Source organism: Neisseria sp. P0007.S010 (assembly GCF_051962875.1).
Classification (GTDB): Bacteria; Pseudomonadota; Gammaproteobacteria; order Burkholderiales; family Neisseriaceae; genus Neisseria; species Neisseria subflava_A.
This window is the reverse complement of the sequence record NZ_JBQCUX010000004.1, coordinates 19,240-45,072: the sequence shown is the minus strand read 5'-3', so window position 1 is coordinate 45,072 and position 25,833 is coordinate 19,240. Positions and strand designations below refer to the sequence as shown.

Annotated in this window: 22 protein-coding genes and 2 pseudogenes; 12 read left to right on the top strand and 12 right to left on the bottom strand. The window is 50.8% G+C overall.

The features are described from left to right. Window positions 1-3 precede the first annotated feature (3 nt). Both secD and yajC read right to left on the bottom strand, forming a co-directional pair. A complete protein-coding gene (secD, locus tag ACTHR7_RS03980; RefSeq protein WP_440370355.1) occupies window positions 4-1,857 on the bottom strand; it encodes a protein translocase subunit SecD in 1,854 nt (617 codons plus the stop codon). 75 nt (window positions 1,858-1,932) lie between these two features. Continuing rightward, window positions 1,933-2,199, bottom strand: a complete 267-nt coding sequence (yajC, locus tag ACTHR7_RS03975; RefSeq protein ID WP_003675720.1) for a preprotein translocase subunit YajC — start codon at window positions 2,197-2,199, stop codon at window positions 1,933-1,935. A 176-nt stretch (window positions 2,200-2,375) separates the two neighbouring features. Between yajC and ACTHR7_RS03970 the strand changes: the two genes are divergently transcribed. The 5 genes from ACTHR7_RS03970 (at window position 2,376) to copM (ending at window position 8,428) form a co-directional block, all read left to right on the top strand. Beyond that, window positions 2,376-3,434: a histone deacetylase family protein gene (locus tag ACTHR7_RS03970; protein ID WP_107858256.1), complete on the top strand. Its 1,059-nt coding sequence runs from the start codon at window positions 2,376-2,378 to the stop codon at window positions 3,432-3,434. Between the two features lie 233 nt (window positions 3,435-3,667). After that, window positions 3,668-4,732 carry a 2,3-butanediol dehydrogenase gene (locus ACTHR7_RS03965; protein ID WP_107868072.1) on the top strand — a complete coding sequence of 355 codons (1,065 nt, stop codon included), beginning with the start codon at window positions 3,668-3,670 and terminating at the stop codon, window positions 4,730-4,732. 119 nt (window positions 4,733-4,851) lie between these two features. Next, on the top strand, window positions 4,852-5,994 hold the full coding sequence (locus ACTHR7_RS03960; RefSeq protein ID WP_107868071.1) for an NADH-dependent flavin oxidoreductase: 1,143 nt from the start codon (window positions 4,852-4,854) through the stop codon (window positions 5,992-5,994). Window positions 5,995-6,207: 213 nt separating this feature from the next. After that, window positions 6,208-7,803, top strand: a complete 1,596-nt coding sequence (locus ACTHR7_RS03955) for a peptide chain release factor 3 (protein WP_107868070.1) — start codon at window positions 6,208-6,210, stop codon at window positions 7,801-7,803. A 241-nt stretch (window positions 7,804-8,044) separates the two neighbouring features. Then, window positions 8,045-8,428 (top strand): CopM family metallochaperone, encoded by a 384-nt coding sequence (gene copM / locus ACTHR7_RS03950; RefSeq protein ID WP_036491551.1) that lies wholly within the window; start codon window positions 8,045-8,047, stop codon window positions 8,426-8,428. Between the two features lie 24 nt (window positions 8,429-8,452). On the opposite strand, the pseudogene ACTHR7_RS03945 reads toward copM, so the two are convergent. Further along, window positions 8,453-8,623: pseudogene (locus ACTHR7_RS03945) on the bottom strand (IS3 family transposase); the annotation flags it as partial. After that, a pseudogene (locus ACTHR7_RS03940) lies at window positions 8,610-9,176 on the bottom strand (sulfite exporter TauE/SafE family protein); the annotation flags it as partial. The pseudogenes ACTHR7_RS03940 and ACTHR7_RS03945, both read right to left, overlap by 14 nt. Before the next feature lie 195 nt (window positions 9,177-9,371). Between ACTHR7_RS03940 and ACTHR7_RS03935 the strand changes: the two are divergent. Continuing rightward, window positions 9,372-9,917, top strand: coding sequence for a TIGR00645 family protein (locus tag ACTHR7_RS03935; RefSeq protein ID WP_107868069.1), 546 nt, complete (start codon window positions 9,372-9,374; stop codon window positions 9,915-9,917). Window positions 9,918-9,986: 69 nt separating this feature from the next. On the opposite strand, the gene ACTHR7_RS03930 is transcribed toward ACTHR7_RS03935, so the two are convergent. Then, window positions 9,987-10,937: a bile acid:sodium symporter family protein gene (locus ACTHR7_RS03930; protein ID WP_070461340.1), complete on the bottom strand. Its 951-nt coding sequence runs from the start codon at window positions 10,935-10,937 to the stop codon at window positions 9,987-9,989. 205 nt (window positions 10,938-11,142) lie between these two features. Next, complete coding sequence (locus tag ACTHR7_RS03925; RefSeq protein ID WP_234395502.1) at window positions 11,143-12,030, bottom strand: YicC/YloC family endoribonuclease; 888 nt, start codon at window positions 12,028-12,030, stop codon at window positions 11,143-11,145. A 138-nt stretch (window positions 12,031-12,168) separates the two neighbouring features. Between ACTHR7_RS03925 and rph the strand changes: the two genes are divergently transcribed. The 3 genes from rph to ACTHR7_RS03910 all read left to right on the top strand — a co-directional run bounded on the left by rph (window position 12,169) and on the right by ACTHR7_RS03910 (window position 15,277). Next, the gene (rph, locus tag ACTHR7_RS03920; protein ID WP_003686003.1) at window positions 12,169-12,897 is read left to right on the top strand and encodes a ribonuclease PH; all 729 of its coding nucleotides are present in this window, start codon (window positions 12,169-12,171) and stop codon (window positions 12,895-12,897) included. Between the two features lie 172 nt (window positions 12,898-13,069). Further along, entirely contained in the window at window positions 13,070-14,290 is a 1,221-nt protein-coding gene (locus ACTHR7_RS03915; protein WP_063075945.1) for an aspartate kinase, read from the top strand. A gap of 336 nt (window positions 14,291-14,626) precedes the next feature. Continuing rightward, on the top strand, window positions 14,627-15,277 hold the full coding sequence (locus tag ACTHR7_RS03910; RefSeq protein WP_070583625.1) for a hypothetical protein: 651 nt from the start codon (window positions 14,627-14,629) through the stop codon (window positions 15,275-15,277). An 87-nt stretch (window positions 15,278-15,364) separates the two neighbouring features. On the opposite strand, the gene ACTHR7_RS03905 is transcribed toward ACTHR7_RS03910, so the two are convergent. Then, the gene (locus ACTHR7_RS03905; RefSeq protein ID WP_440370354.1) at window positions 15,365-15,805 is read right to left on the bottom strand and encodes a DNA polymerase III subunit chi; all 441 of its coding nucleotides are present in this window, start codon (window positions 15,803-15,805) and stop codon (window positions 15,365-15,367) included. A gap of 37 nt (window positions 15,806-15,842) precedes the next feature. Then, the gene (locus ACTHR7_RS03900) at window positions 15,843-18,329 is read right to left on the bottom strand and encodes a heavy metal translocating P-type ATPase (RefSeq protein ID WP_440370353.1); all 2,487 of its coding nucleotides are present in this window, start codon (window positions 18,327-18,329) and stop codon (window positions 15,843-15,845) included. Window positions 18,330-18,689: 360 nt separating this feature from the next. Here ACTHR7_RS03900 and ACTHR7_RS03895 point away from each other — a divergent pair, with 360 nt between their 5' ends. Then, a complete protein-coding gene (locus tag ACTHR7_RS03895; RefSeq protein ID WP_003678791.1) occupies window positions 18,690-18,815 on the top strand; it encodes a hypothetical protein in 126 nt (41 codons plus the stop codon). Window positions 18,816-18,883: 68 nt separating this feature from the next. Here ACTHR7_RS03895 and hflX read toward each other — a convergent pair whose 3' ends face one another. From hflX to lptF, 4 genes are all read right to left on the bottom strand, one after another. Beyond that, window positions 18,884-20,044: a GTPase HflX gene (gene hflX / locus ACTHR7_RS03890; protein WP_107868065.1), complete on the bottom strand. Its 1,161-nt coding sequence runs from the start codon at window positions 20,042-20,044 to the stop codon at window positions 18,884-18,886. A gap of 44 nt (window positions 20,045-20,088) precedes the next feature. Beyond that, window positions 20,089-21,309, bottom strand: coding sequence for a glycosyltransferase (locus ACTHR7_RS03885; protein ID WP_293203830.1), 1,221 nt, complete (start codon window positions 21,307-21,309; stop codon window positions 20,089-20,091). Window positions 21,310-21,428: 119 nt separating this feature from the next. After that, window positions 21,429-22,499 carry an LPS export ABC transporter permease LptG gene (gene lptG, locus ACTHR7_RS03880; RefSeq protein ID WP_285070614.1) on the bottom strand — a complete coding sequence of 357 codons (1,071 nt, stop codon included), beginning with the start codon at window positions 22,497-22,499 and terminating at the stop codon, window positions 21,429-21,431. Beyond that, window positions 22,496-23,611 (bottom strand): LPS export ABC transporter permease LptF, encoded by a 1,116-nt coding sequence (gene lptF / locus ACTHR7_RS03875; protein ID WP_004519285.1) that lies wholly within the window; start codon window positions 23,609-23,611, stop codon window positions 22,496-22,498. The genes lptG and lptF overlap by 4 nt, the downstream gene beginning before the upstream one ends. Window positions 23,612-23,769: 158 nt before the next feature. Between lptF and ACTHR7_RS03870 the strand changes: the two genes are divergently transcribed. Both ACTHR7_RS03870 and ACTHR7_RS03865 read left to right on the top strand, forming a co-directional pair. Further along, the gene (locus ACTHR7_RS03870) at window positions 23,770-25,179 is read left to right on the top strand and encodes a leucyl aminopeptidase (RefSeq protein WP_440370352.1); all 1,410 of its coding nucleotides are present in this window, start codon (window positions 23,770-23,772) and stop codon (window positions 25,177-25,179) included. 100 nt (window positions 25,180-25,279) lie between these two features. Continuing rightward, window positions 25,280-25,762, top strand: a complete 483-nt coding sequence (locus ACTHR7_RS03865) for a cupin domain-containing protein (protein ID WP_440370351.1) — start codon at window positions 25,280-25,282, stop codon at window positions 25,760-25,762. Window positions 25,763-25,833: the final 71 nt, after the last annotated feature.

Below are 25,833 nucleotides of genomic sequence, written 5' to 3'. Positions count from 1 at the left end.
GTTTTACTCCTTGCCTTCTGCCATTTCAGCTTTCGGCTTCCATACCGCACCAATGGAAATATTCCGCAATTTGCGACGGCGGCCGTACCACAGGTTGACCAAAGCACGGAACACGACCACAGACGAGTACATCGAGGTCAGAATACCGATACAGTGTACAACGGCAAAACCGCGCACAGGACCGGAACCGAATACCAACAAAGCAATACCGGCAATCAGAGAGGTCAAGTTAGAGTCGACAATGGTTGCCCAAGCATGTTGGAAACCCAGATTGATTGCCTGCTGAGGTGGCATACCTCCGCGCAATTCTTCACGGATACGCTCATTAATCAATACGTTGGAGTCAATCGCCATACCCAGTGTCAATGCCAACGCGGCAATACCCGGCAGGGTCAGCGTTGCCTGCATGGCAGACAAAATACCCACCAAAAACAAGATATTGGTACTCAAAGCGATGGTAGAGAAGAAACCCATCAAGCGGTAGTAGACCACCATAAACGCTGCAACGGCGGCAAAACCCCACAAGGTGGAATTGAAACCTTTTTCAATGTTTTCCTTACCCAAAGACGGGCCGATGGTACGTTCTTCGACAATTTGCATAGGCGCAGCCAGCGAGCCGGCACGCAGCAACAATGAAGTATCGTTGGCTTCGGCAGTTGTCATGCTACCGGAAATTTCCACACGGCCACCGGTAATGGCAGCGCGGATAACAGGCGCGGTTACGACTTCAGATTTACCTTGGTCAATCAACACCATAGCCATACGTTTACCCACATTGGCCGAAGTCAATTCGCCAAAAATGCTGCCACCTGCGCTGTCCAAGCTCAGGCTCACGGCAGGCGCACCCATTTGGTCAAAGCTAGGTTGCGCGTCGTTGATGTTGTCGCCGGTCAATTCAACTTGTTTGTTGACCAAAATAGTTTCCGGACGATCGCCACCGCTTGACAGCAACTCGTAACCAGTCGGTACATTACCGTTCAAGGCTTCCTGTAATTTAATCGGATCGTCTTCCACCATGCGTACTTCCAAAGTCGCGGTACGACCGATAATGTCTTTGGCTTTGGCAGTATCTTGTACACCCGGCAGCTGTACAACGATGCGGTCAAGACCGGATTGCTGGATAACCGGTTCTGCCACACCCAATTCATTCACACGATTGTGCAAAGTGTTGATGTTTTGTTTTACCGCATCAGAACGTACTTTATTGATCGCCTCTTCAGACAGAGTCAGCACGATATTGTTGCCGTCTGCAAGCAAAGTGGCTTCAGGGAACATCTTTTGCAACTGAGGCAAAGCCTTTTGTACATCGGCAGCATCTTGCAGAGGCACAGTCAGACCATTTTCAGCCTGATGCACCGTACCGGTACGGATTTTTTCGCGACGCAATTCGCGGCGGATGTCGCCGGCGTAACGTTCAAACGTTTTCTGCATCGCGGCTTTCATGTCCACCTGCATGGTGAAATGCACACCGCCACGCAAGTCCAGACCCAAGAACATCGGATTGGCTTTAATTTTTGCCATCCACTCAGGACTGTCCGCCAAAAGGTTGAGCGCGGTAATATAGCCTTCGCCCAAAGTGTTTTCAATGACATCACGCGCTTTTAATTGCGTTTCAGTATCTTTAAAACGCACTTTCAGCGAATTATCGACAATGAACATACCATCAGTCTGAATACCTGCGCTTTGCAACGCAGAAGACACTTTAGACTGAGTTTGCTCATTGATAACAATGGCTTGTCGGTTGGTCGATACCTGTACGGCAGGCGTTTCACCGAAAAGGTTGGGCAGCGAGTAAACAGCCGCAACCACAATCGTGAACGCAATCAGCAGGTATTTCCATAAAGGATAACGGTTCATGGTAAACCTTTGCTTTATTTATAAAGGCAAACAGCCGCGCTCGGAAAATGAGGCGGCTTTTTGCAAAAAAACGGATTATTCGGCTTTCGCGGCAATCGCGTTGCGCTCAACTTCCACTTCGATTTTCGCACCTTGACCGATGTCGACAGTGTAGAATTGCTCGCCGACTTTGGTCACACGGCCTTTGAAACCTGCCGCCAAAACGACTTTATCGCCGACTTTCAAAGCGGCCAACATCGCTTGGTGCGCTTTGAATTTCTTTTGTTGAGGACGCATAATCAGGAAGTAGAACACCACCATGATCAGCACTAAAGGGGCAAATTGAGCCACTGCTTGATTCATAATATATCCGTTCTTTCAAGTTTTAGATTAAGTAAAAAACTGCACACTGCAATCAAACACATTGGTTGGACTGCAAAATTGAGCTATTCTAAAGGCCGTCTGAAAAATTTCCAAGCATTTCCGTATTTATTAACCATATTTAGCAGTCCGTGCGACTCGTTCGATACACACTTTCCATGCTTAAAAAAATCATTTGGCGCGTGCGTACCCTGCTGCGTCGACTACTCGGCAAAAATGCCCGCACCGTATGGATTTCCCATCCGATATTTCTGCAGCACCAGCCGGGCACCAACCACCCCGACAAGCCCGAACGCATCAGCGCCATTCAAGCCGCCTTAAAAAAGGAAGGCATTTGGCGCCATCTGCAAACCGCTGAAGCACCCGAAATCAAAGATGCGCAACTGGCATTGGTCCACTCGCGCAACTATCTGCACGAATTGGAGGCCGCCCAGCCGCTCCCCGGCAAAATCCACCGCATCGATGACGATACGGTCATCTGCCACGACTCCCTTCAAGCCGCCCGTTTTGCGGCCGGCGCCGTCGTCAAGGCAGTCGATATGGTGATGAACAAAAAGGCCTGGCATGCTTTTTGCGCCATCCGCCCGCCAGGCCACCATGCCCACAGCAACAGCGCCGGCGGATTCTGCCTCGTTAACAACACCGCCGCCGGCGTGATGTACGCCATTGCCCAATACCGCTTGCAACGCATCGCCGTCATCGATTTCGACGTCCACTTCGGCGACGGTACGGCGGAGATTCTCCAAGACGATCCGCGCGTGATGTTTTTCAACCTGTTTGAAACCGACATCTTTCCCTTCCCTCAGGCGGAACAATACGCCGGCAATAAGAATATGCTGCATACGCCCCTCAAACCGGGCACAGGCAGCCGTATCTTCCGCACGACCATCCGCGAACAATGGCTGCCCAAGCTCACGGCCTTCCGCCCCGAGTTGGTGTTGCTTTCGGCAGGTTTTGACGGGCATAAACAAGACGAAACAGGCCGTCTGAACCTGCATGAAGCCGACTTTGCCTGGCTGACGCACAAAATCGTCCAAGCAACGGCAAGCTGTCAAGGACGTGTCGTTTCCGTACTGGAGGGCGGATATACCTTGGAATCCATGTCTAAATCCGCCGCCGCCCACATCCGCGTATTGGCGGGCTTAAGCAAGGCCGACTACGTCATCGCCTACCAAAAGCATCTGAAGCGCGGCAAAAGTAACAATCCTACACCATAACGCATTCAAACTATTGCCCCAGGCCGTCTGAAAACAGATTATCCATTTCAGACGGCCTTTTTTTTCATTTACAAACTTTAATTTGAGCAAAGACAAACCATTTCCATATTATCAGTAGTAAAATAACAAACATAAAACATATCAATAAAAACATTTCACACGCCACACTGCTTCCCTTTCCCCAATTGACCGTCTTTTTCAGACGGCCTCCACTTTAAAAAAGGAGCGTTACAATGAAAGCAGCACGTTTTTACAACAAAGGCGACATCCGCATCGAAGACATTCCCGAGCCAACCGTAGCTCCGGGTACTGTCGGCATTAATGTTGCGTGGTGCGGTATCTGCGGTACCGACCTGCATGAATTCATGGAAGGCCCAATTTTCATTCCGCCTTGCGGCCATCCGCACCCAATCTCCGGCGAGTCAGCCCCTGTAACCATGGGGCACGAGTTCTCCGGCGTGGTTTATGCCGTAGGCGAAGGCGTGGACGACATCAAAGTCGGCCAACACGTTGTCGTTGAACCCTACATCATCCGCGACGACGTACCGACCGGCGAAGGCAGCAACTACCACCTCTCCAAAGATATGAACTTCATCGGCTTAGGCGGCTGCGGTGGCGGCTTGTCTGAGAAAATCGCCGTTAAACGCCGTTGGGTACACCCTATTTCCGACAAAATCCCATTAGACCAAGCTGCTTTGATTGAGCCTCTGTCTGTCGGCCACCATGCTTATGTACGCAGCGGCGCGAAAGAAGGCGACGTCGCATTGGTTGGCGGCGCAGGCCCAATCGGTTTGCTGTTGGCTGCCGTATTGAAAGCCAAAGGCATCAAAGTCATCATCACCGAATTGAGCAAAGCGCGTAAAGACAAAGCACGCGAATCCGGCGTTGCCGACTACATCCTCGACCCGTCCGAAGTCGATGTTGTCGAAGAAGTGAAAAAACTGACCAACGGCGAAGGCGTGGACGTCGCATTCGAATGCACCAGCGTCAACAAAGTGCTGGACACCATGGTCGAAGCATGCCGTCCGACTGCGAAAGTCGTCATCGTATCCATTTGGAGCCACCCCGCTACCATCAACGTCCACAGCGTTGTGATGAAAGAGCTGGACGTGCGCGGCACCATCGCCTACTGCAACGACCATGCAGAAACCATCAAATTGGTTGAAGAAGGCAAAATCAACCTTGAACCTTTCATCACCCAACGCATCAAACTGGACGAATTGATTTCCGAAGGCTTCGAGCGCTTGATCCACAACAACGAATCCGCAGTAAAAATCATTGTTAATCCTAATCTTTAATCCTAAGGCTTAAAGAATAAAACAGGCCGTCTGAAATTTTTCAGACGGCCTGTTTACTTGATAATTTCCCGAATGGCCCAATTCTCTGCCAACCATTCACTTATCAAGAGCAAAATCTCATGAATCCAAAATACGCCCCACTCTTTCAAACATACACCCTCAATAACGGCGTAACCATCAAAAACCGCCTTGTCGTCGCCCCCATGACCCATTTCGGCTCACAAGCCGACGGTTTGATCAGCGACCAAGAGCGTACCTTCCTCAACAACCGCGCAGGCGATATGGGCCTGTTTATCACTGCCGCCACTTTGGTTCAAAAAGACGGCAAAGCCTTTCACGGCCAACCTGAAGCCACAGGCGAACACTGCCTCGACAGCCTGAAAGAAACCGCACAAATCCTGCAACAGCAAGGCGCAAAAGCGATTTTGCAAATCCATCACGGCGGTTCCAAAGCCATGGATGACCTTTTGGACGGTCTCGACAAAATCAGCGCTTCCGCCAGCGAAGCCGAACACGCGCGCGAAGCGACCGAAAAAGAAGTCGAAGCACTCATCGCCTCTTATGCGCAAGCCGCCGATTTGGCGCTTCGTGCCGGTTTTGACGGCGTGGAAATCCACGGTGCGAACGGCTATCTGATCCAACAGTTTTACTCTGCCCAAAGCAACCGCCGCAACGACCAATGGGGCGGCAGCTTGGAAAACAGAATGCGCTTCCCGCTGGCCGTTATCGATGCCGTGGTTGCCGTCCGTGAAAAACACCAACGCAACGACTTCATTATCGGCTACCGCTTCTCTCCCGAAGAGCCGGGCGATGACGGCTTAACCATGACTGAAACTGGCGCACTGATTGACGCATTGGTGCAAAAACCGCTGCAATATCTGCACGTTTCCCTGTGGGAATTTGATAAAAAAATCCGTCGCGGCGGCGATACCGCCCAAACCCGTATGCAGTTCATCCACGAACGCATCAACGGCAAACTGCCGCTTATCGGCGTAGGCAACCTGTTTACCGCCGACCAAATTTTGGCCGCCTATGAAATCGGCTGGGCAGAATTTATCGCATTGGGCAAAACCGTGATGATTAATCCGCACATCGCCACGCAAATCCATGAAGGCCGCGAAGATGAAATCGAAACGCAACTCGACCCCACGCGCGCCGACCATTACGGTCTCCCCGACACCTTGTGGGGATTTGCCTCCAGCGGTACGCAATCATGGCTGCCGCCGGTAAAAGGCGCGGAATGGAAACCGATGGATATTTAATCATCGATTCATAACCAAAGGCCGTCTGAAACTTTTCAGACGGCCTTTGTTTTGGTGCAAACATTGAATTATCAAGCATTTTTTTGTACAATTCCGCATCTTTCAATCTATTGCAGGGCGTGTTGCACACGCCCTTATTTTAGCCTGTTTTCCAACACCCATATCCTTCAGGCCGTCTGAAAAAGCGGCCTGAAACTTTTTGCAAAGAAAACCATGTCCCAAGAAATCCTCGATCAAGTGCGCCGCCGCCGCACGTTTGCCATCATCTCCCACCCTGACGCGGGTAAAACCACGCTGACCGAAAAACTGCTGCTGTTTTCAGGTGCGATTCAAAGCGCGGGTACGGTAAAAGGCAAGAAAACCGGCAAATTCGCCACCTCCGACTGGATGGACATCGAGAAGCAGCGCGGCATTTCCGTGGCCTCGTCCGTAATGCAGTTCGACTACAAAGACCACACCGTCAACCTCTTGGACACGCCGGGACACCAAGACTTCTCCGAAGATACCTACCGCGTATTGACTGCCGTCGACAGCGCCTTGATGGTCATCGACGCGGCAAAAGGTGTGGAAGCGCAAACCATCAAACTCTTGAACGTCTGCCGCCTGCGCAACACGCCGATTGTCACGTTCATGAACAAATACGACCGCGAAGTGCGCGATTCTCTGGAATTGCTGGACGAAGTGGAAAACATCCTGCAAATCCGCTGCGCGCCCGTCACCTGGCCGATCGGCATGGGTAAAAACTTCAAAGGCGTGTACCACATCCTGAACGACGAAATCTATCTCTTCGACGCGGGCGGCGAGCGTCTGCCGCACGAGTTCGACATCATCAAAGGCATCGACAATCCTGAATTGGAACAACGCTTTCCATTGGAAATCCAGCAGCTACGCGACGAAATCGAATTGGTGCAGGCGGCTTCCAATGAATTTAATCTCGACGAATTCCTCGCCGGCGAACTCACGCCCGTGTTCTTCGGCTCGGCGATTAACAACTTCGGTATTCAGGAAATCCTCAATTCATTGATTGACTGGGCGCCTGCGCCGAAACCGCGCGACGCAACCGTGCGCATGGTCGAGCCGGACGAGCCGAAGTTTTCCGGATTTATCTTCAAAATCCAAGCCAATATGGACCCGAAACACCGCGACCGTATCGCCTTCTTGCGCGTCTGCTCCGGTAAATTCGAGCGCGGCATGAAGATGAAACACCTGCGTATCAACCGCGAAATCGCCGCCTCCAGCGTAGTGACCTTCATGTCGCACGACCGCGAGCTGGTGGAAGAAGCCTACGCCGGCGACATCATCGGCATCCCGAACCACGGCAACATCCAAATCGGCGACAGCTTTTCCGAAGGCGAGCAACTGGCGTTTACCGGCATCCCATTCTTCGCGCCAGAACTGTTCCGCAGCGTACGTATCAAAAACCCGCTGAAAATCAAGCAACTGCAAAAAGGTTTGCAACAGCTTGGCGAAGAAGGCGCGGTACAGGTCTTCAAACCGATGAGCGGCGCAGATTTGATTTTGGGTGCGGTCGGCGTGTTGCAGTTTGAAGTCGTTACCTCGCGACTGGCCAACGAATACGGCGTAGAAGCCGTGTTCGACAGCGCATCCATCTGGTCGGCGCGCTGGGTATCGTGCGAAGACAAGAAAAAGCTGGCGGAATTTGAAAAAGCCAATGCAGGCAATCTTTCGATAGACGCTGGCGGCAACCTCGCCTACCTCGCGCCTAACCGCGTAAACTTAAATCTGACACAAGAACGCTGGCCGGACATCGTGTTCCACGAAACGCGCGAGCATTCGGTTAAACTGTAAAACGCAAAGGCCGTCTGAAACTTTCAGACGGCCTTTTTTTCATTCGATATCAACCCAATAAATCCCAAGCAAACTTTCCAATGGTCAGGCACAGCAGCAACATAAATCCGTAACGCAGCTCAAATATTGTCTTATTTTAGCTTTTAGCACCTCACCAAACATTTTCGGAATAAATGTTGACTTTAACCTTAAGTCAAAGTTTATATTTTGTGCTCCTTCAGTTATCACATAGGCGAAAAACATGAAAAAACTTATGACTTTTATCACACTTAGCGCTGTTGCAATTTCAAATTATGCCCAAGCTAATGAACAACCGCATCAAGCACACATGAATATGCCAATGTCGACAGATTCTGCAATGCAACAAGAATTAATGCAAGGTATGAATCAAATGAATCAAGACATGATGGCAGCTGCGCAATATAAAGATCCTGATGTTGCTTTTGCAGCAGGTATGTTGCCACACCATATTGGCGCAGTAAAAATGGCGGAAGTTGAATTAAAATACGGAAAGGATCCTGAAATGCGTAAGCTTGCTGAGGATATTATTAACGCACAACAAGCGGAAATTGAACAAATGCAAAAATGGCTTAAAGCACACAACAAAAAAAGCTCCGTAAAATGATCTGACCCCAAAAGTTAGACTGATTTAGTTCAAGGACTGAGTTCTGTAATTCACAGAGCTCAGTCCTTTTAGTTTCCCCTGAATGCGCTCATGGTTGTAATAATGAATGTACTCATGAATCGTTTTTTCCAGTTGTTAGAACGTCTCAAATCATTTACCGTAATAACATTCCATTTTTAATCGTCCAATTGATGACCTTTGCCGAAGCGTTGGCCGCTAAAAAATCATAGCCGTAAAAGCGGACGAACACAAAAGCCAGCAGGCTGCCCGTCCCCGGCCCGAACACGCCGTCGTAAAACCCGATTAATGCGCCGAAAAATAAACCCCATAAAGTTTCGCGGCGCGTCAGCTTTTCAGTGCGCACCGTCTGCCCCAAGTCTTTTTTCAAAAAAGTGTACAGGCACATGGCAATCATGATGACCAGCATTGCCGGTTTCATGTATTGCACGGGGAAATACACCACCGTTTTCGCGCCCAAATATGAAGCGGCAAATGCCAACACCGCGGCAGGCAACAGCATTTTCCACGGCACGGGAATTCGGCGCAGGTATTGCCCCGTCGCAGTCAGCGTGCCGCAGCAGGAAGCAAATTTATTGACACCCATCACCGAGGCCACAGGCGTAGCGTTTGGCAATAGGTTGAACAATCCGGGAATCTGCAACAGCCCTCCGCCCCCAACCGCCGCATCCATCAGCCCTGCAGCAAAGCCGACCAACACCAGATAATAAAAAAACGAATCTGCAAGCATAATGTCCATCTCTAAAAAGCAAAGCGATTTTGCGCGTATTTGCCTATTCCGACAACCTACAAGGCCGTCTGAAAACAAGAAACAATATCCTGTTTTCAGACGGCCTTTCTTTTTAAATTCAACCGCTCAAATTGCGGCTTAAAAATTTTTCCATTAAAATGCCGCCCCTTATCTTTCCTACACACAACACATTTTATGGAACATTCCTCCCCGACCAAACGCACAGCCCACGACCGAATGGGCATCTTCGCGCATTTCATTTTTGCCAGCCGCTGGCTGCAACTGCCGATTTATATAGGCTTGATTATCGCCCAAGTCATTTATGCCTGTAAGTTCCTCAAATCCTTGTGGCACTTGGTATCCAATTTCAGCATCATGGATGAAAACACCATCATGATCGCCGTATTGAACCTGATTGATGTCGTGATGATTGCCAACCTGCTGACCATGGTGATTGTCGGCGGCTACGAAACCTTCGTTTCCCGCCTGCACGTTGAAGAACATCCCGACCAACCCGAATGGCTCAGCCATGTCAATGCTTCGGTTTTGAAGGTTAAGCTGTCGATGTCCATCATCAGCATTTCCTCCATCCATCTGCTGCAAACCTTCCTCAACACCGCCAATCTGTCGGAAAAACAAATCATGTGGCAATGTATTACCCACATCTGCTTCCTGATTTCCGCCCTCGCCATGGCTTTAACGGACAAAATCGTGTACAGCACGACACATAAAGCACATTGATAAAAGGCAATTAAAAGGCCGTCTGAAATGTTTCAGACGGCCTTTTGTTATCTGGCAATGTTTACCGGCTTATTGCTTACGCTTGTCCCACCAGGCAAACAAGTTGCCCAAAATCGTTCCCGATACAGAGTGCCAAACGCAGGCAACGGCGGCGGCAACGGCGGACTCGGCATTACCGGGGAAGAATTTAGCACTCAAACCAGTGGCAAGTCCGGCGTTTTGTACGCCGACTTCGATGGCAAGGGTGCGTTTTTTGGCGGTATTCATGCCGGTCAGCGCGCCACTGTAATAGCCGAGGATGTAGCCACCGATGTTGTGGGCAGCAATGGCGAGTACCATAACCAAGGCGGATTCAGCAAAGCGGTGTCCGTGAACAGCAGCAACGCCGCCGACGATGCAGGCAAACGCGACAACGGCAACGGCCGGCATAATCGCGCGTACGTCTTCAAACCAATGTTTTTTATGCAGCAATATATTGGCGACAGAACCGATAACGACAGGCAACAGGGTAACGAGCAACATAAATTTGAACATACCCCAGCCGTCCATTTCGACGGTTTGTCCAACCAAATAAGTCATCCACAGCGGCGTCATCACAGGTGCAAGGACGGTGGAAACAGTCGTCATACCAACCGAAAAGGCAACATCGCCTTTAGCCAAAAAACTCATGATATTGGACGAAACGCCGCCCGGGCAGGTGCCGACCAAAACCAAACCCAGCGTCAATCCGGGCGAGAGGTCAAAGGCTCTGGCAATACCGATAGCGAGCAGGGGCATAATCGTGTATTGGGCGATTGCGCCGATAAAAATATCGAGCGGACGTTGTGCCAGAATTTGATAATCTTCTTTACCCAAAGTCATGCCCATGCCGAGCATGATGATGCCGAGTACGACGACTTGCGTATCGCCTTTTACCCACGAAAAAGTGGCAGGTTCGATAAAGGCGATAATGGAGGCAAGGACGATAATCAAGGCGGTGAAGCGGGTCATTTGCCGACTGATAGCGGTCAGAAAGTTCATGTTTTTACTCCTTTGTATGTTTTTATCATGACAATAATTGCCATAATTTAACACATGTTAACTCTTATGCGCAATTACAGTAACGAAACAGGAAATCCATCATCCAATAATGTTTAAAAACAAACCACACTGACTCCACCCAATATCAACACAAAGGCCGTCTGAAACTTTTCAGACGGCCTTGTTTTATCCGTTCGTTATCGATTTATTCGATATTTTGAACCTGTTCGCGCATTTGTTCGATTAAGACTTTCAGTTCAACCGAAGCTTGCGTGCATTCGGCAGCGATGGCCTTACTGCCCAAAGTGTTGGCTTCACGGTTCAACTCTTGCATCAAGAAATCCAAACGTTTGCCTGCGCTGCCCTTGCCTTCGGTAACGATGCGACGCACTTCGGCGATATGGGTGCGCAAACGGCTGAATTCCTCATCCACATCGGATTTTTGGATGAATAAAGCAAATTCCTGTTGCAAACGGTCGTTGTCGATATTGCCGACGGCTTCTGCCAAACGGGCTTTGACTTTGTCCATATGCGCCTGCAGCAGGCTTGGGAACAGTTCGTTCAAAGCATCCACAATCTCTTCCATGCCGTCCAGACGTTGCAGCAGGTGTTCGCCCAGTTTTTTGCCCTCGCGTTTGCGGGCGGCTGTGAACTCTTTCAACGCGCCGGTCAATAAATCTTTGACACCTTTCGCCAAGGCCTCGGAGTCTTCGCTCTGACCTGCCAAAACGCCGGGGAAACGCAAAACGTCGGCCACGCTTAGCTTGCCGAAATTGTGTTCCTTGCGCCATTCTTTGTTCAAATGCGCCAGCTGGGCGACCAAATCCTGATTGACTTCCAAAGTCTGACCGCCCGAAGCCGCATCTTGCAGCTGAACGCGGCACTCCAGTTTACCGCGCGCCACAGCCGCGGCAATCTGTTCGCGCAATGCGCCTTCCAAATAGCGCAACTCTTCAGGCATACGGAATTGAACATCCAAATAACGGTGGTTGACCGCGCGGATTTCCAAATTAATCCGCTTGCCGCCGCATTCGCCTGCGGCATTGGCAAAGCCGGTCATACTGTGAATTTGAATATTTCGTCTTGTAGCCATGGTTTTACTCCGTTTCCAAATACGAGTGAAAGTATGGACACTATAACACACCCGACCGACGATTTTCAGACGGCCTTTGCTGCCAAATTCCTCTATAATTCAAGGCAGCCCATTTTTTATTCCCCCCAAAGGACCATCATGAGCGACTACACCCGCACCGGCCGCGCTGCCGACAGCCTGCGCAACATTAAAATCACCCCCAATTTCCTGCCACACGCCGACGGCTCCTGCCTTATCGAGTGCGGCAACACCAAAGTGATTTGCACTGCCTCCATCGACGAAAATGTCCCGCCCTTCTTGCGCGGTAAAGAACAAGGCTGGGTAACGGCCGAATACGGCATGTTGCCGGCTTCTACCGCCTCCCGTATGCGCCGCGAGGCCGCCGCAGGCAAACAGTCCGGCCGCACACAAGAAATCCAACGTCTGATCGGCCGCTCGCTGCGCGCCGTTGTCGATATGGAAAAACTCGGCGAACGCCAAATCCTGATTGACTGCGACGTCATCCAAGCCGACGGCGGCACGCGTACCGCCTCCATTACCGGTGCCTACGTTGCCCTGCAAATCGCCGTGGACAAGCTGCTTTCAGACGGCCTTATCAGCGAAAACCCAATCCGTGAAGCCGTTGCCGCCGTTTCCGCCGGCGTGGTAGGCGGTGTACCGCTTTTGGACTTGGACTATCCCGAAGATTCAGGCTGCGACAGTGACGTTAATATCATCATGACTGCATCCGGCAAAATCATCGAAATCCAAGGTACGGCCGAAGGCGCGCCGTTTAGCATCGAAGAATTGGGCAAGCTGATTGCCCTCGCGCACAAAGGCATTGCCGAATTGGTTCAACACCAGCAGGCCGCCCTTTTGGCCCGATAATCAGCAAGGCCGTCTGAAAACTTTCAGACGGCCTTTTTTAACCAAACCCCTTTATGCGTATTTACTCAAAAAAGCGCGTCCCATCCTTGAATTCCATGTAAAAAATAGTAATAATAACCCTTTTTCCAGCAAACCAAGCTGCCCGACAACCCCCCACAAGAAAGCACGAAACATGGCGTTAATCGTACATAAATACGGCGGCACATCAGTAGGCTCGCCCGAACGCATCAAAAACGTAGCCAAACGTGTCGCCAAAGCCCGCGCCGAAGGACACGACATCGTAGTCGTCGTATCCGCCATGAGCGGCGAAACCAACCGACTGGTCGCACTGGCGCACGAAATGCAAGAGCATCCCGATCCGCGCGAACTCGACGTCGTTCTCGCTACCGGCGAACAAGTGACCATCGGCCTGCTGGCCATGGCCCTGAAAGACATCGGCGTTGACGCCAAGAGCTACACCGGCTGGCAAGTCGCCCTCCAAACCGACACTTCCCACACCAAAGCCCGCATCGAAAACATCGACGACGAGAAAATGCGTGCCGATTTGGCCGCCGGAAAAGTCGTTATCGTAGCCGGTTTCCAAGGCATCAGCAGCGAAGGCAATATCTCAACTCTTGGCCGTGGTGGTTCTGACACCTCCGCCGTTGCCATCGCCGCAGCCCTCAAAGCCGACGAATGCCAAATTTACACTGACGTGGACGGCGTTTACACCACCGACCCGCGCGTCGTACCCGAAGCGCGCCGCATGGACACGATCACATTCGAAGAAATGATCGAATTGGCCAGCCTCGGCTCAAAAGTTTTACAAATCCGCTCCGTAGAATTCGCCGGAAAATACAAAGTGCGCCTGCGCGTACTCAGCAGCCTGCAAGATGGCGGCAACGGCACCCTGATTACCTTTGAAGAGGACGACAACATGGAAAGAGCAGCCGTAACCGGTATCGCATTCGACAAAAACCAAGCACGCATCAACGTACGCGGCGTACCTGACAAACCCGGCGTTGCCTACCAAATCCTCGGCGCAGTTGCCGATGCCAACATCGAAGTCGACATGATCATCCAAAATGTCGGCAGTGAAGGCACAACCGACTTCTCCTTCACCGTTCCACGCGGCGACTACAAACAAACCATCGAACTCCTGCAACAACGCCAAGACAGCATCGGCGCCGCTTACATCGACGGCGACGACACCGTATGCAAAGTCTCCGCAGTCGGCTTGGGCATGCGTTCACACGTCGGCGTAGCTGCCAAAATCTTCCGCACCCTCGCAGAAGAAGGCATCAACATCCAAATGATTTCAACTTCCGAAATCAAAGTATCCGTCCTGATTGACGAAAAATACATGGAACTGGCCACCCGCGTTCTGCATAAAGCATTCGACTTAGGCAACTAATTCCAGCCAGTCAAAAAGGCCGTCTGAAACTTTATTGTTTCAGACGGCCTTTTTTATTTCCATTACATAAATCAACAACATCTTAATAAAAAAATCTACTTTAGCTCAAAACAGTGTAGCCTGGCTTATTATTACCCTTATTAATTTCATTATATGTTCAATATTTTACAACTATCCACCTTCGCCGTTTAATTCCAAAAACATACCACTTAACCTAATTTGAGAAAAATAAACAAATCTGTAATAAAATAGAACAAAAGTACAAACATTTATCTACGCTCATCAATAAAAACAAATTTCCCCCAATTTTCTCCTAACTTAAGAAGGAATCCTAATATGAACGTATTAAACAAATTCGGTATGCTGATCTTGTCCGCTTCCCTGCTGGCAGCCTGCGGTGACTCCGGCAATAAAGGCAGCAGCGACAAACCGGCAGAACAAGTTGCCCAAAGCGAATCTAGCCCGGCCAACAAATACGAAAAAGCCCTGAGCGAATTCCCGGAAGCAGATCCTAAACTGGCCGAACCTATCGTCATTTCCGATAAAAAATCTCCAGAAGGTCTTGCCGAATTACAAAAATTCATTCATTTCACCACCGGTGAAGAAGCACAAAACATCGGCAAAATGGGACAAGAATTGCAACAACTGGCCAGCCAAGGTAAAGAAGCCGAGACTTTAGAGCAGATGAAAAAATTGACTGATGCACTGGAGCAATTCCATCAGAGCGCAGCTGCCCTCGATATCAAAGATCCTGAAATCAAAGCAGTTTTAGACCGAACTATACAAGTCAGCAGTGCTGCCAACAACCTGATGATTTATGCAGGTAAGCATGCTTCTGAGCTGACTATCAACGGCAAAGATAAAGATTCACTCAAATTTGCCAATGATTTCCAAGAAAAATCTCAAAAATTGCAAGAAACCCTGCGTGCAGCCAATCAAGAAGTACAAAAAGCTGCCGAAGCTTTAGGCAAAAAATACTCCCAATAAGCCTATTGTTTCCAATAAATAGCAGAAAGGGACATCATCAAAATGTCCCTTTATTTATATTCAGACAGCCTTGAATATCTTCAATACTCAATCCTTCCCTTCTCTCGAAAAATGCTCAATCTCAAATCCGCTCTGACGATAAGCTCGGAAACGGTCTCGGGCTTCGGCCAAATCTTCTAAGCTGTTGCCGACAATTTCAAGGATACGGTTTGGAATGACCGGGGCTTGGCTCCAAAAATCGGTAGACAGGTTCAAAACCGTGCAATCCTGCGGAATATTCGGCAATGCGTTTCCAAATGCAAGCAATACCGGCGTTTCAGACGGCATGGGGTCGGTAGGCAGCCAGACTTCATGCGGAATAAAGCTTTCGGGAATCTGCTGCCACAAATCAACATCTAGTTGCTGTACTGCCGCGGCAGAATCCGACCACACCAAAATCTGCCCGCCATCGCGTATGGCGCGCGAAATCAAGCGACAGGCAAAGGCGGCCGGCTGGGCGACGTGTGTATAAAAAGTAGCTTTAGGCATGGCGTATTCTTTCGTTTAGGCAATGAATTTGCCGTTTTCAGACGGCCTTTTTGGTTTTCAACAATCTCAAGGCATTGCCCAACACCAGCAGCGAGCTGAAACTCATGCCGAGCGCGGCGATCCACGGGGTAACGTAACCAAACACGGCCAGCGGAACGGCAACCAGATTGTATGCGCTCGCCCAAGTCAGGTTTTGGCGGATGATTTGATGGGTGCGGCGTGCCTGTTCCATCATCACGGGCAAAACGTTCAAATCATCATTGAGCAAAACCACATCGGCCCCGTCTCGCGCCACATCGGCACTCGTTGCCACGGCTGCCGATACGTCTGCTTGGGCAAGGACAGGGGCATCGTTGATCCCGTCGCCGATCATCATGACTTTACGTCCTTGTTTTTGCAGATTTTCTACATAAGCCAGCTTGTCTTCAGGCGTGGCTTCGGCACGATAGGCATCCAATCCCAGCTCTTGCACGACTTGGGCTACGGCAGCTTGACGGTCGCCGCTTAAAAGGTGCAGACGGATGCCGTGTTGTTTCAGGTTTTGCAACATTTCAGCGGCGCTGTCTTTGATTTGGTCTTCCAGCAAAAAGGCCGTCTGAAAACCGCTTTGATTGCCCAAGAAAATAATGCTGCCTGTGTGGTCGATATGGGCAAATGCTTCAGGCAGATTACCGGCAATTTCCGAAACAAACGCTGCTTTGCCCAAAGCCCAAACTTGGATTTCGCCATCAAATTCGATTTGCGCGCTGACGCCGTGTCCGATACGGTTGATCCGTTGCTGCACTTTCACATCAAGCGCGGATATGGGGCCGTCTGAAAGCGTATGGTTCAAAATGGCACGGGCGATGGGGTGTTCGGATTGCTGTTCCAATGCTTGGGCAACGGCAAGGGCTTGAGCTTCGTTCAGACGGCCTGCGGACAACATACGGCTGACGGAAAGCTGCCCTTTGGTCAGCGTACCGGTTTTGTCGAACACAACATCGTCAATTTGGGCAAGCGTTTCCAGGCTTTGTTTGCCGCTGATGAGAATGCCGTCTTTGGCAAGCGCACCGGTCGAAGCGGCCAGCGCGGTCGGTGTGGCAAGCGACAAGGCACACGGACAGGTAATGACCAGCAGGGCAACGGTAATCCACAAGGCGGTGTGTGCGTCTGCATACCAAGCCCAGCCGATAAAAACAGGAATCGCAAGCAAAAGTTCGCCAAACACAAAGCTGGACGCGTATTTTTCGGCCAACTCGGCGGCACGCGGTTTTTGCGCCAGCGCACGGTCGAGCAGTTTGACGATATGGGACAGGCGCGTGTTGCCGCCGGTATGGTCGGTTCGGATGATTAAAGGGCTGCTGGTGTTGAGCGTGCCGGCGGTTACTTTTTCAGACGGCCTTTTCACGATGGGCAGGCTTTCGCCGGTCAACATGGCTTCGTTAACTTCACTCTCGCCGGACAAAACCGTACCGTCCACCGGAATGACTTCGCCGGGCTTCACAACAATCGTATCGCCGATATTGAGGCAGACGACCGCGGCTTCCTCGATGGCTTCGCTTTCAGGATAAGACGGCAAACGGTGGCAGAATGCCGGAACCAGTTTGACCAACCGCTCCGCCGCATCGCCTGCTTTGCGTCGGGCAATCTGTTCCATAAAACGCCCGCCCAACAGGAAAAACAGCAGCATGGCGATGGATTCAAAATACATGCCCTGCCCTGCGTTGGTAGCCAGGCTGTAAATACCGGCGATAAAGGTCATCACAATGGCAATGGCTATCGGCGTATCCATGCCGACACGGCGGTTTTTCCAGTCACGCCATGCGCCGCGGTAAAACGGCAACGCGCTGTAAAACACAACGGGCAATACCATCAAAAAGCCGCCCCAATGCAGGATTTCCAAATAAAGCGGCTCGATGTCGCCGCCGTAAAAATAAGTCGGCAGGGCAAACATCATCGTCTGCATCATACCCAGACCGGCCACAGCCAATCTGACGATAAACTGTTTGCGCTCTTTCTGAGCCTGCACTTCGATTTTTTGCGCGTCATAAGGCGCGGCGGTATAACCGGTTTGGCGGATTTTCAGCAAAATGTCCGACAATTCAATGTGGGCGCTGTCCCACACCACGCGGCAGCGGTGGGTACTGTAATTCAAATCCACGCGCACCACGCCCTTCATACGCAACAACTGCTGTTCAATCAGCCACACACACGCGGCGCAGGTAATGCCGCCCAGCATCAACACCGCCTCGCGCTCATCCCCTGCGCCAACCTCGACAAAATCAGCCTGCACTTCGGGCAAATCGTACAGCTTTAATTGCGACAACACTTCCGGTGGTGGCAATTCAGATTTTTCCGCGTCTGCAGTACGCTGTTTGTAATAATTGCCCAAACCTGCATCAATAATACTCTGCGCCACCGCTTGGCAACCGGCGCAGCAAGTTTCGTGTTCTTCGTCTTCAAAACGAACCGTCAGATGCAGATGTTCCGGGACTTCAAGTCCGCAATGGAAACAGTTTTTTTGGGGATGTGTGGAAGATGTCATAATGTGTTCGATTTATTTTTCAGACGGCCTGAAACAATCGTTTCAGGGTGTTACATTTTAGCAAAAAGCGTTTTTCCGCCTCATTTCATTTACTTTTGAATTAATAGACTGTCGAGTTTTATAAAAAATATGGAAAACAAAGCATTGACCGTTTATCATATGATGAACGGTAACATATAAATACCGTTTATCTTTAAAAACTTCCAATTATTTTAATGTAAAAATGGAACTTTTTTAAAAATTCAAATATATTTTTTATTGACCTCAATCCATTTAAGCAGCATACTTTAGGCATTCCGCGAAGACGGAAATAAAAAACACACATTTACTTATAAAACTAACTTATTGGGAAACCTCACCATGATTGATCGCCTTATGCCTATCTTCGCCGTTATCGGCATTTTATCCAGCACCGTATACCTGAGCCTCGCCGCTTGGATGCTTTACGAAAGCGTGTTCAAAAAGAAAAGCCCTCTGTCGGCATAATCCTCGGATTTAAAATTTTACGGTAAGGCCGTCTGAATATTCAGACGGCCTTGTTTCATTCCATACTATCAATCACTTGGCTGTACGGCCAATTCAATCATCGCTTCGCGCAAACCATCCAAGCCCAAACTTTCGGCGACGGAAACATTCACGCCGACGGCATGTCCGGAATTGTCGCGCAAAATGCCTGCTTCACGCACACCCGACGGCAGCAAATCAACTTTGTTGTACACCACCAATTGCGGAATTTCATGCGCGCCGATTTCTTCCAAGACTTCGTTGACATCGTCCATCTGCCGTTCAAAATCGGGATTGGACGCATCAACGACGTGCAGTAGCACATCCGCCATCGCCGTCTCTTCCAAGGTGGCGGAAAACGCCGACACCAGCTTGTGCGGCAAATCGCGAACGAAACCAACGGTATCGGTCAAAATCACGCTCGCCTCATGCGACAGGAAAAGCCGACGCGCGGTGGTATCCAAAGTGGCGAACAACTGGTCTTTCGCCAATACGTCCGCTTTGGTCAACCGGTTGAACAGGCTGGATTTTCCGGCGTTGGTATAGCCGACAATGGCAAAGGTTTTCAGACGGCCGCTCATGCGCGATTTGCGGCGTGTGGCGCGTTGTTTGCGGACATCGGCAAGCTGCTTTTTCAATGCCGTAATTTTCTGTCCGATTAAGCGGCGGTCAGTTTCCAGCTTGGTTTCACCCGGCCCTTTCAAGCCAATGCCGCCCTTCTGACTTTGCAAATGTCCATAACCGCGTATCAGCCGTCCGCTCAAATGGTTCAACTGAGCCAGCTCCACCTGCAACTTACCTTCCTGCGATTGGGCGCGTTTGGCAAAAATCGCCAAAATCAAACCCACTCTATCGAGGACGCGGCATTGAAGCTCTTTTTCCAGATTACGCTCTTGTGTCGGCGTGAGTTCGTGGTTGAACACGACCAGCCCGACATCATGCTGCTTCACCACTGCCGCCAACTCTTCCGCCTTGCCCGTACCGACAAACAAAGCCGGATGCGGTTTATCGCGACGTGAAGTTTCGATAGAAACCAAATCACCGCCGGCCGCGTTTACCAATTCTGCCGCTTCGGTCAAGGCCGTCTGAAAGCCGCGCTCGCGCGTTTCGTTTGCGCCGGAATAGTCCGCCGTCAGCATCACGCCAACCAAGAGGACGCGTTCGGGCTTTTCCAAAGATTTATCGACGGAAAACAGATTGCGCTTACTCAAAAAATTTCCTTTCAGACGGCCTGACGGCTGGGTCAAAGTCCTGATTAACGGTTTTTCAAAATATCGGCAAAATATTCGGTCACTTCTGCCAAACGTCCGCCCTGCGCGGCATAAGGCTGCATTACGGCCACCAGCTGCTCCAACACTTCGCGCGTTTCGGTTTGCGCGTGTTCGCGGTAGAGCCACATATTTTGCATGGTCACCGTGGTCAATGCCTCGCGTACATTCAACAAGAGCAAGTGTCGGCAAGACTCATAGCCTTGGCGCAAATCGCCGGCCGCATAGGCGGTAACCGACAATTCATAGTCGATGTCCAACTGATAAACATTGCTTTGGACAAAAAGAATATCGTCGTTCGGGAAAGGAATGCGTTTCGCCATCAGGCCAATCGCATGGGAAATGCGGTATTTTCCTTCCTGACGCAGCATGGTTTGCGCGAGGTAGAGACACTCGGCACGGTGCGGGTTGTAATCGTAGCCTGCCAACCAAGTCGCCAAGGCTTCATCGCGTTTGCCCATTAATTTGTAGCACTCTCCCAGCTGTTGGTAAGAAACCGTTACTTCCTCGATCCAACCGCCCAACTCGATGCGTTTTTTAAACCATTCGCTCGCACGCTCGGGCATATCAGAATCCCAATAAGAGCGTGCCGCATAAAAGGCGTAACGCGGTTTCAGGTCTTCATCTTCAGGGCTGTAAAACGCTTTTTCCAAAGAAACCGCGTCAAGCAGATATTTATTCGCCATATTGCTGCGTGCGCCGAAACGGCCGCTGAGAACCGTATAGTCACCATGAAGCGTGGCTTCGCTGGTATCTTGTTTGTCGGTTTCGATAAACTCGTGCAACACGCCGCGCCAGTAGAATGTACCGTCATTGCGCAACAACAGCGGACGATAATAAACCACGCTGCCCATGGCATTTCTCATGCGGAGGCGGTAACGGTCGGCGGTCAGCTCGGGCAATTCCAATTTACCTTCAAAGCGGTCGTCCGCATCAAAAATCAACACATAATCGGTTTTGCCTTTTGCGTGTTTCAACGCCTGATTGCGGTTGTATGCAAAATTTTGCCAACCATCATGATGAATCTCGCCTGCGATGCCCTTTGCATCGAAAAAGCGGCGGATCACGCCGGCGGTATCATCGGTCGAGCCGGTGTCGCTGATGACATAGTAGTCAAGTTTGATGTGGTCGGTGATGTTGGCCAGTGTTTCTTCGATGATTGCCGCTTCGTTTTTGACAATCATATTCAAGCAGATGGTTTGGGACATTTTCAATAGCCGCATTGGTTTGGAAAGGTATTATTTTACTTTAGCATTTTGTTTTTTGCACACAAAATACTCAGGCCGTCTGAAGATTGCCTTTCAGACGGCCTGAAGTTTATTTTGCCTTATCTTTTTTCCTGACGGCGTATCAGATACACCGCCAACAGCGCAAACAAAACCGTCGGCAAGGCACCGGCCAAAAACGGCGGAACGCCGTACAACTGGCTGGTAAAGCCGAAGAGCCGTCCGGCAAAGTGGAACAGCAAACCGAGGCAGATACCGCCGAAAAGTTTCAAGCCCAGATTGCCGTGGCGCGTGGTTTGCGGCGTAAAGGCGAAGGCAACAAGCGCCATCACCCATGCGGCTACGGGATACACCAGCTTGCGCCACCATGCGATGGCATAGACTTGGGTATTTTGGTTGTTTTTTTCCAGATGGTCGATATAAGTAGTCAATTCGCCGACAGACATTTGGTCGGGCTTGACGAGCAATACATCCATCAGGTTGCGTTTGACGGAAATCGGCCAGTTTTCTTCGGCGGCAGTGGATACCTCGACTTTATCTTCGCCCAATATGCTGCGGCGGATATTTTTCAGCTGCCAGCTGCCGTCGGAATTCAAAACCGCTGATTCGGCTTCTGCCGCTTGAGTCAGTTCGTTTTTATCGTTGCGCTGCCAAATTTTGATGCCCAAAAGCGTATGGTCGGGCAACATTTCGCGCACGTTGATGATGCTGTTTTTTTCTTTCAGCCAAAGGCCGGTATTGCCGGTACTGATTTTGCCGTTGATGGCGGCGGCTTTGATGTTTTCGGCTTTTTGGCTCAGCGTGGGGGCGACCCATTCGCCAAGTGCGACGGTGGCAATGGCGAAAATCAAACCGAACTGCGACAGAATCAACAGCAGCTTTTTGGTGCTCATGCCGCTGGCTTTGATAACGGTCAGCTCGCTGCCGGAAGCCAGTTGACTGAGGGAAATCAGGCCGCCGATCAAAACGGCGAGCGGCATCAGTTCATATGCGCGCGCAGGCATCTGCATTAAAACATACTGCCCCAATTTTGCGCCGTTATAGCTGCCTTTTCCAAGATCGCCGACTTCGTTAATGATTTCAAAAAAGCTGTATAAAGCGAGGAAGGCAAGGAGGGCGTAAACCGCCATAACCGCCATTTGACGGATGATGTAACGTGAAATCAGGTTCATTTTCCGCCTTTCAATGTCAGACTTTTGGCAACCGCCTGCCAGAAGGGTTGGCTAGGCATACTGCGTACGCGCAGCAGGACGACGGCAATCACAAACATGATGATGTGCATAGGCAGCAGTCCGAGCCAAAAATGGATTTTGCCGTCTTCCACAGCATTGCGCAGGAAGGTCAGCCCGTTTTGGTAAACCAAAAACAAACCGATGGCAATCAGGATATTGTAAGTGTGGCCGCTGCGCGGATTGAAATAGGAAAGCGGCACGGCAAGCAGGCACAGCAACAAAACGCTGACGGTCAAGGAAATACGCCACATCAATTCCGCTTGGTGTTGGGGATTGCTGCTGCCAATCAGTTGGGCGGTCGGAATGGTTCGGCGGTGTGAAACAGGGTCGATGAGTTTGGGCGTGGTGCTGATAATCAGGCTGAGATGTTGGAAAGAAACGCGGTTGTAATCGGCTTTGCCGGGCGTACCGCTGTAACGGTAGCCGTCGCGCAATTCAAGCGTGCGTTTGTTGTCGGTCAGCGAAAAATTGCCCTCTTTGGCAAAAACGATATTGTCGTTGCCGTTTTTATCCTGCTCGCGCAGGAACAGGTTTTTCATGATGCCGGATTCGGTATCGAAGGTCTCGACAAAATAAACCCTGCCGTTGCGCTTGCCCAAGCTATTGAACTCACCGGCTTCCACCAAAGACAATTCCTGTTTCTGCTTCAAAATTTCGGCATATTCGCGGCTGCGCAACTCTGCCCACGGCATCACCCAAAGCTGCATGACGGCAATCAAAATGGCAAACGGCACGGCAAACTGCATGACCGGGCGTATCCATTGTTTCAATGCCAATCCGCAGGAAAGCCAGACCGACATCTCGCTGTCGCGCCAGTAGCGGGTCAATACGGTCAACGTACTGATAAATGCGGTCAACACCAGCAAAAGCGGGGTCATGCCGATTACCCAGAAGCCGACCAAGGCCAGCACGGCATCGATAGCGACACGCCCGTCGGCTGCACGGCCAAGCAGGTTGATGGCCTGCGTGGACACCAATACCGCCAAGAGAACGACAAAGATGCCGACGGCGGTAAAGGAAAGTTCTTTAATAAAGTTTCTTTGGTAAATCATAAGATTGAGCGTGGTATACGGTTTATGGGAAACCTATATTTATTAATAAGGCTTCAGACGGCATGACACAAATGGAGTACAATGATTTTCATCTGTTCGGACGGCTGGTCAACAGGCCGTCTGAACCACCGACAACCGTTCCAATCAGGAGAATAAACGTGAAATTTAGCACAAAAGCCGAAACTTTGCAGGCTCAACAGACAGGTGCGCAATTATTTGTCTGCGCCGAAGCATCGCAACTGAGCAACCCGACTGCCCTCGCCCTCTTCGCTTCCCTTGAAGAAGGTCAAAATTTCGCCGACACCAAAATCCCGACGGACAACGGTTTGCAAGCCATTGCCGTCGCCCGCCTCGCTAAAACCGACCGCGCCGCGTTGAACAAAGCCGCAGCCGAAGCCGCCAAATGGGCGCAAAATCAAGAAACGGTCAATGTGGACGTTCATGCCTTTGAAGAAGCGCAAGCCGCAGCCGTTGCCGAAGCGTTTGCGATTGCGTTCGGCAATGCCGCCTACCGTTTCGACCGCTACAAAAAAGAAGCCAAACCGGCCAAATTTGCAGAAGCCGTGTTCCACAGCGCACACGAAGCCGCCGTCAAAGAAGCCCTGCGCGTTGCCGAAGCGCAGGTTTACGGACAAAGCCTCTGCCGCGACTTGGGCAATGCCGCGCCCAACGAATGCACGCCTGAATTCCTCGCGCGTACTGCCAAAGCCGAAGCCGAAAAATTGGGCGCACACGCCAAAATCATTGAAAAAGACTACATCAAAGAAAACATGGGTTCGTTCTGGTCTGTCGCCAAAGGCAGCGTCGAGGATCCATATTTGGTCGAACTGAGCTATTTCGGTGCAGCCGACAAAGAAGCCGCACCTGTAGTATTGGTCGGCAAAGGCATTACCTTCGACACTGGCGGCATTTCCCTCAAACCCGGCCTGAACATGGACGAAATGAAGTTTGACATGTGCGGCGCGGCAACCGTTATCAGCACCTTCTGCGCCGCCGTCAAACTGCAACTGCCGATCAACCTCATCGCCGTCGTCGCCACTTGTGAAAACATGCCTTCCGGCGCGGCCAACAAACCGGGCGACGTCGTAAAAAGCATGAAAGGCTTGACCATCGAAGTGTTGAACACCGATGCCGAAGGTCGTCTGATTTTGTGCGACGCGCTCACTTACGCCGAACAATTCAAACCCAAAGCCGTTATCGACGTCGCCACCCTGACCGGCGCATGCATCATCGCCCTGGGTCATGACGTCAGCGGCGTGATGGGCAACAATCAAGATTTGGTCGACAGTCTGCTGGCCGCTTCCCGCAACGTGGACGACAAAGCATGGCAACTGCCGCTCTTTGAAACCTACAAAGACCAACTCAAATCCAACTTTGCCGACATTCCAAACATCGGCACGCCGGGTGCAGGCACGATTACCGCCGCCACCTTCTTGTCTTACTTCACCGAAGACTATCCATGGGCACACCTCGACATCGCAGGTACAGCATGGAAATCCGGCGGTGAAAAAGGCGCAACCGGCCGCCCTGTTCCTTTATTGTTGAACTATCTGCGCAATGTGAAATAAATCTTGGGGGAAGCCTGCGGGGTTAATCGTTTCAACCCCGCAGGCCGTCTGAAAACGGAATCCGCATTATCTGACTCAACCTGACAAACGGAGAACCACCATGAAACCACTATTTGCCGCATTATCTGCCGCCCTTCTGCTCGGCACATCCATAAGTGCTCAAGCTGCCGAACAAACCGCCCCCACCGACCGCAGCATCCAAGTGTATAAAAAAGCCGACTTAGCCGAATGGAACCGCGAAAATGCAGCCGGAGGTCAAGGCCCGCTACTCGGCAGCTTTGCCTTCACGCGCCATCAAACCGCAGAACAAGACGCATTCAAAGAAATCGGCTGGCTCACATTACCGCCGGGCGCTTCCATCGGTCAGCACAAACATACCGGCAATGAAGACGTCTACATCATCGTATCCGGCAAAGGCCTGTTTACCGACAGCGAAGGCAACCAAACCGAAGTCGGCGCCGGCGACATTACCATCGCCCGCCCCGGCCAATCCCACGCACTCAAAAATATCGGCAAAAAACCGTTGGTATTCTTGGATTTGATTGCAGAAACCGCAGGTGCTAAAGCCGCCGAAACCAAGTAATGCTTTCAATGAAAGCAAATAATCTGCCGTGATTTTCTGTCTTAATAAAACCAGGCAGCAGAAAGATTGTT

Excerpts from the sequence above, each read along its gene's own strand:
- secD (WP_440370355.1), bottom strand. The coding sequence starts at position 1,857 with ATGAACCGTTATCCTTTATGGAAATACCTGCTGATTGCGTTCACGATT.
- yajC (WP_003675720.1), bottom strand. The coding sequence starts at position 2,199 with ATGAATCAAGCAGTGGCTCAATTTGCCCCTTTAGTGCTGATCATGGTG.
- ACTHR7_RS03970 (WP_107858256.1), top strand. The coding sequence starts at position 2,376 with ATGCTTAAAAAAATCATTTGGCGCGTGCGTACCCTGCTGCGTCGACTA.
- ACTHR7_RS03965 (WP_107868072.1), top strand. The coding sequence starts at position 3,668 with ATGAAAGCAGCACGTTTTTACAACAAAGGCGACATCCGCATCGAAGAC.
- ACTHR7_RS03960 (WP_107868071.1), top strand. The coding sequence starts at position 4,852 with ATGAATCCAAAATACGCCCCACTCTTTCAAACATACACCCTCAATAAC.
- ACTHR7_RS03955 (WP_107868070.1), top strand. The coding sequence starts at position 6,208 with ATGTCCCAAGAAATCCTCGATCAAGTGCGCCGCCGCCGCACGTTTGCC.
- copM (WP_036491551.1), top strand. The coding sequence starts at position 8,045 with ATGAAAAAACTTATGACTTTTATCACACTTAGCGCTGTTGCAATTTCA.
- ACTHR7_RS03935 (WP_107868069.1), top strand. The coding sequence starts at position 9,372 with ATGGAACATTCCTCCCCGACCAAACGCACAGCCCACGACCGAATGGGC.
- ACTHR7_RS03930 (WP_070461340.1), bottom strand. The coding sequence starts at position 10,937 with ATGAACTTTCTGACCGCTATCAGTCGGCAAATGACCCGCTTCACCGCC.
- ACTHR7_RS03925 (WP_234395502.1), bottom strand. The coding sequence starts at position 12,030 with ATGGCTACAAGACGAAATATTCAAATTCACAGTATGACCGGCTTTGCC.
- rph (WP_003686003.1), top strand. The coding sequence starts at position 12,169 with ATGAGCGACTACACCCGCACCGGCCGCGCTGCCGACAGCCTGCGCAAC.
- ACTHR7_RS03915 (WP_063075945.1), top strand. The coding sequence starts at position 13,070 with ATGGCGTTAATCGTACATAAATACGGCGGCACATCAGTAGGCTCGCCC.
- ACTHR7_RS03910 (WP_070583625.1), top strand. The coding sequence starts at position 14,627 with ATGAACGTATTAAACAAATTCGGTATGCTGATCTTGTCCGCTTCCCTG.
- ACTHR7_RS03905 (WP_440370354.1), bottom strand. The coding sequence starts at position 15,805 with ATGCCTAAAGCTACTTTTTATACACACGTCGCCCAGCCGGCCGCCTTT.
- ACTHR7_RS03900 (WP_440370353.1), bottom strand. The coding sequence starts at position 18,329 with ATGACATCTTCCACACATCCCCAAAAAAACTGTTTCCATTGCGGACTT.
- ACTHR7_RS03895 (WP_003678791.1), top strand. The coding sequence starts at position 18,690 with ATGATTGATCGCCTTATGCCTATCTTCGCCGTTATCGGCATTTTATCC.
- ACTHR7_RS03885 (WP_293203830.1), bottom strand. The coding sequence starts at position 21,309 with ATGTCCCAAACCATCTGCTTGAATATGATTGTCAAAAACGAAGCGGCA.
- lptG (WP_285070614.1), bottom strand. The coding sequence starts at position 22,499 with ATGAACCTGATTTCACGTTACATCATCCGTCAAATGGCGGTTATGGCG.
- lptF (WP_004519285.1), bottom strand. The coding sequence starts at position 23,611 with ATGATTTACCAAAGAAACTTTATTAAAGAACTTTCCTTTACCGCCGTC.
- ACTHR7_RS03865 (WP_440370351.1), top strand. The coding sequence starts at position 25,280 with ATGAAACCACTATTTGCCGCATTATCTGCCGCCCTTCTGCTCGGCACA.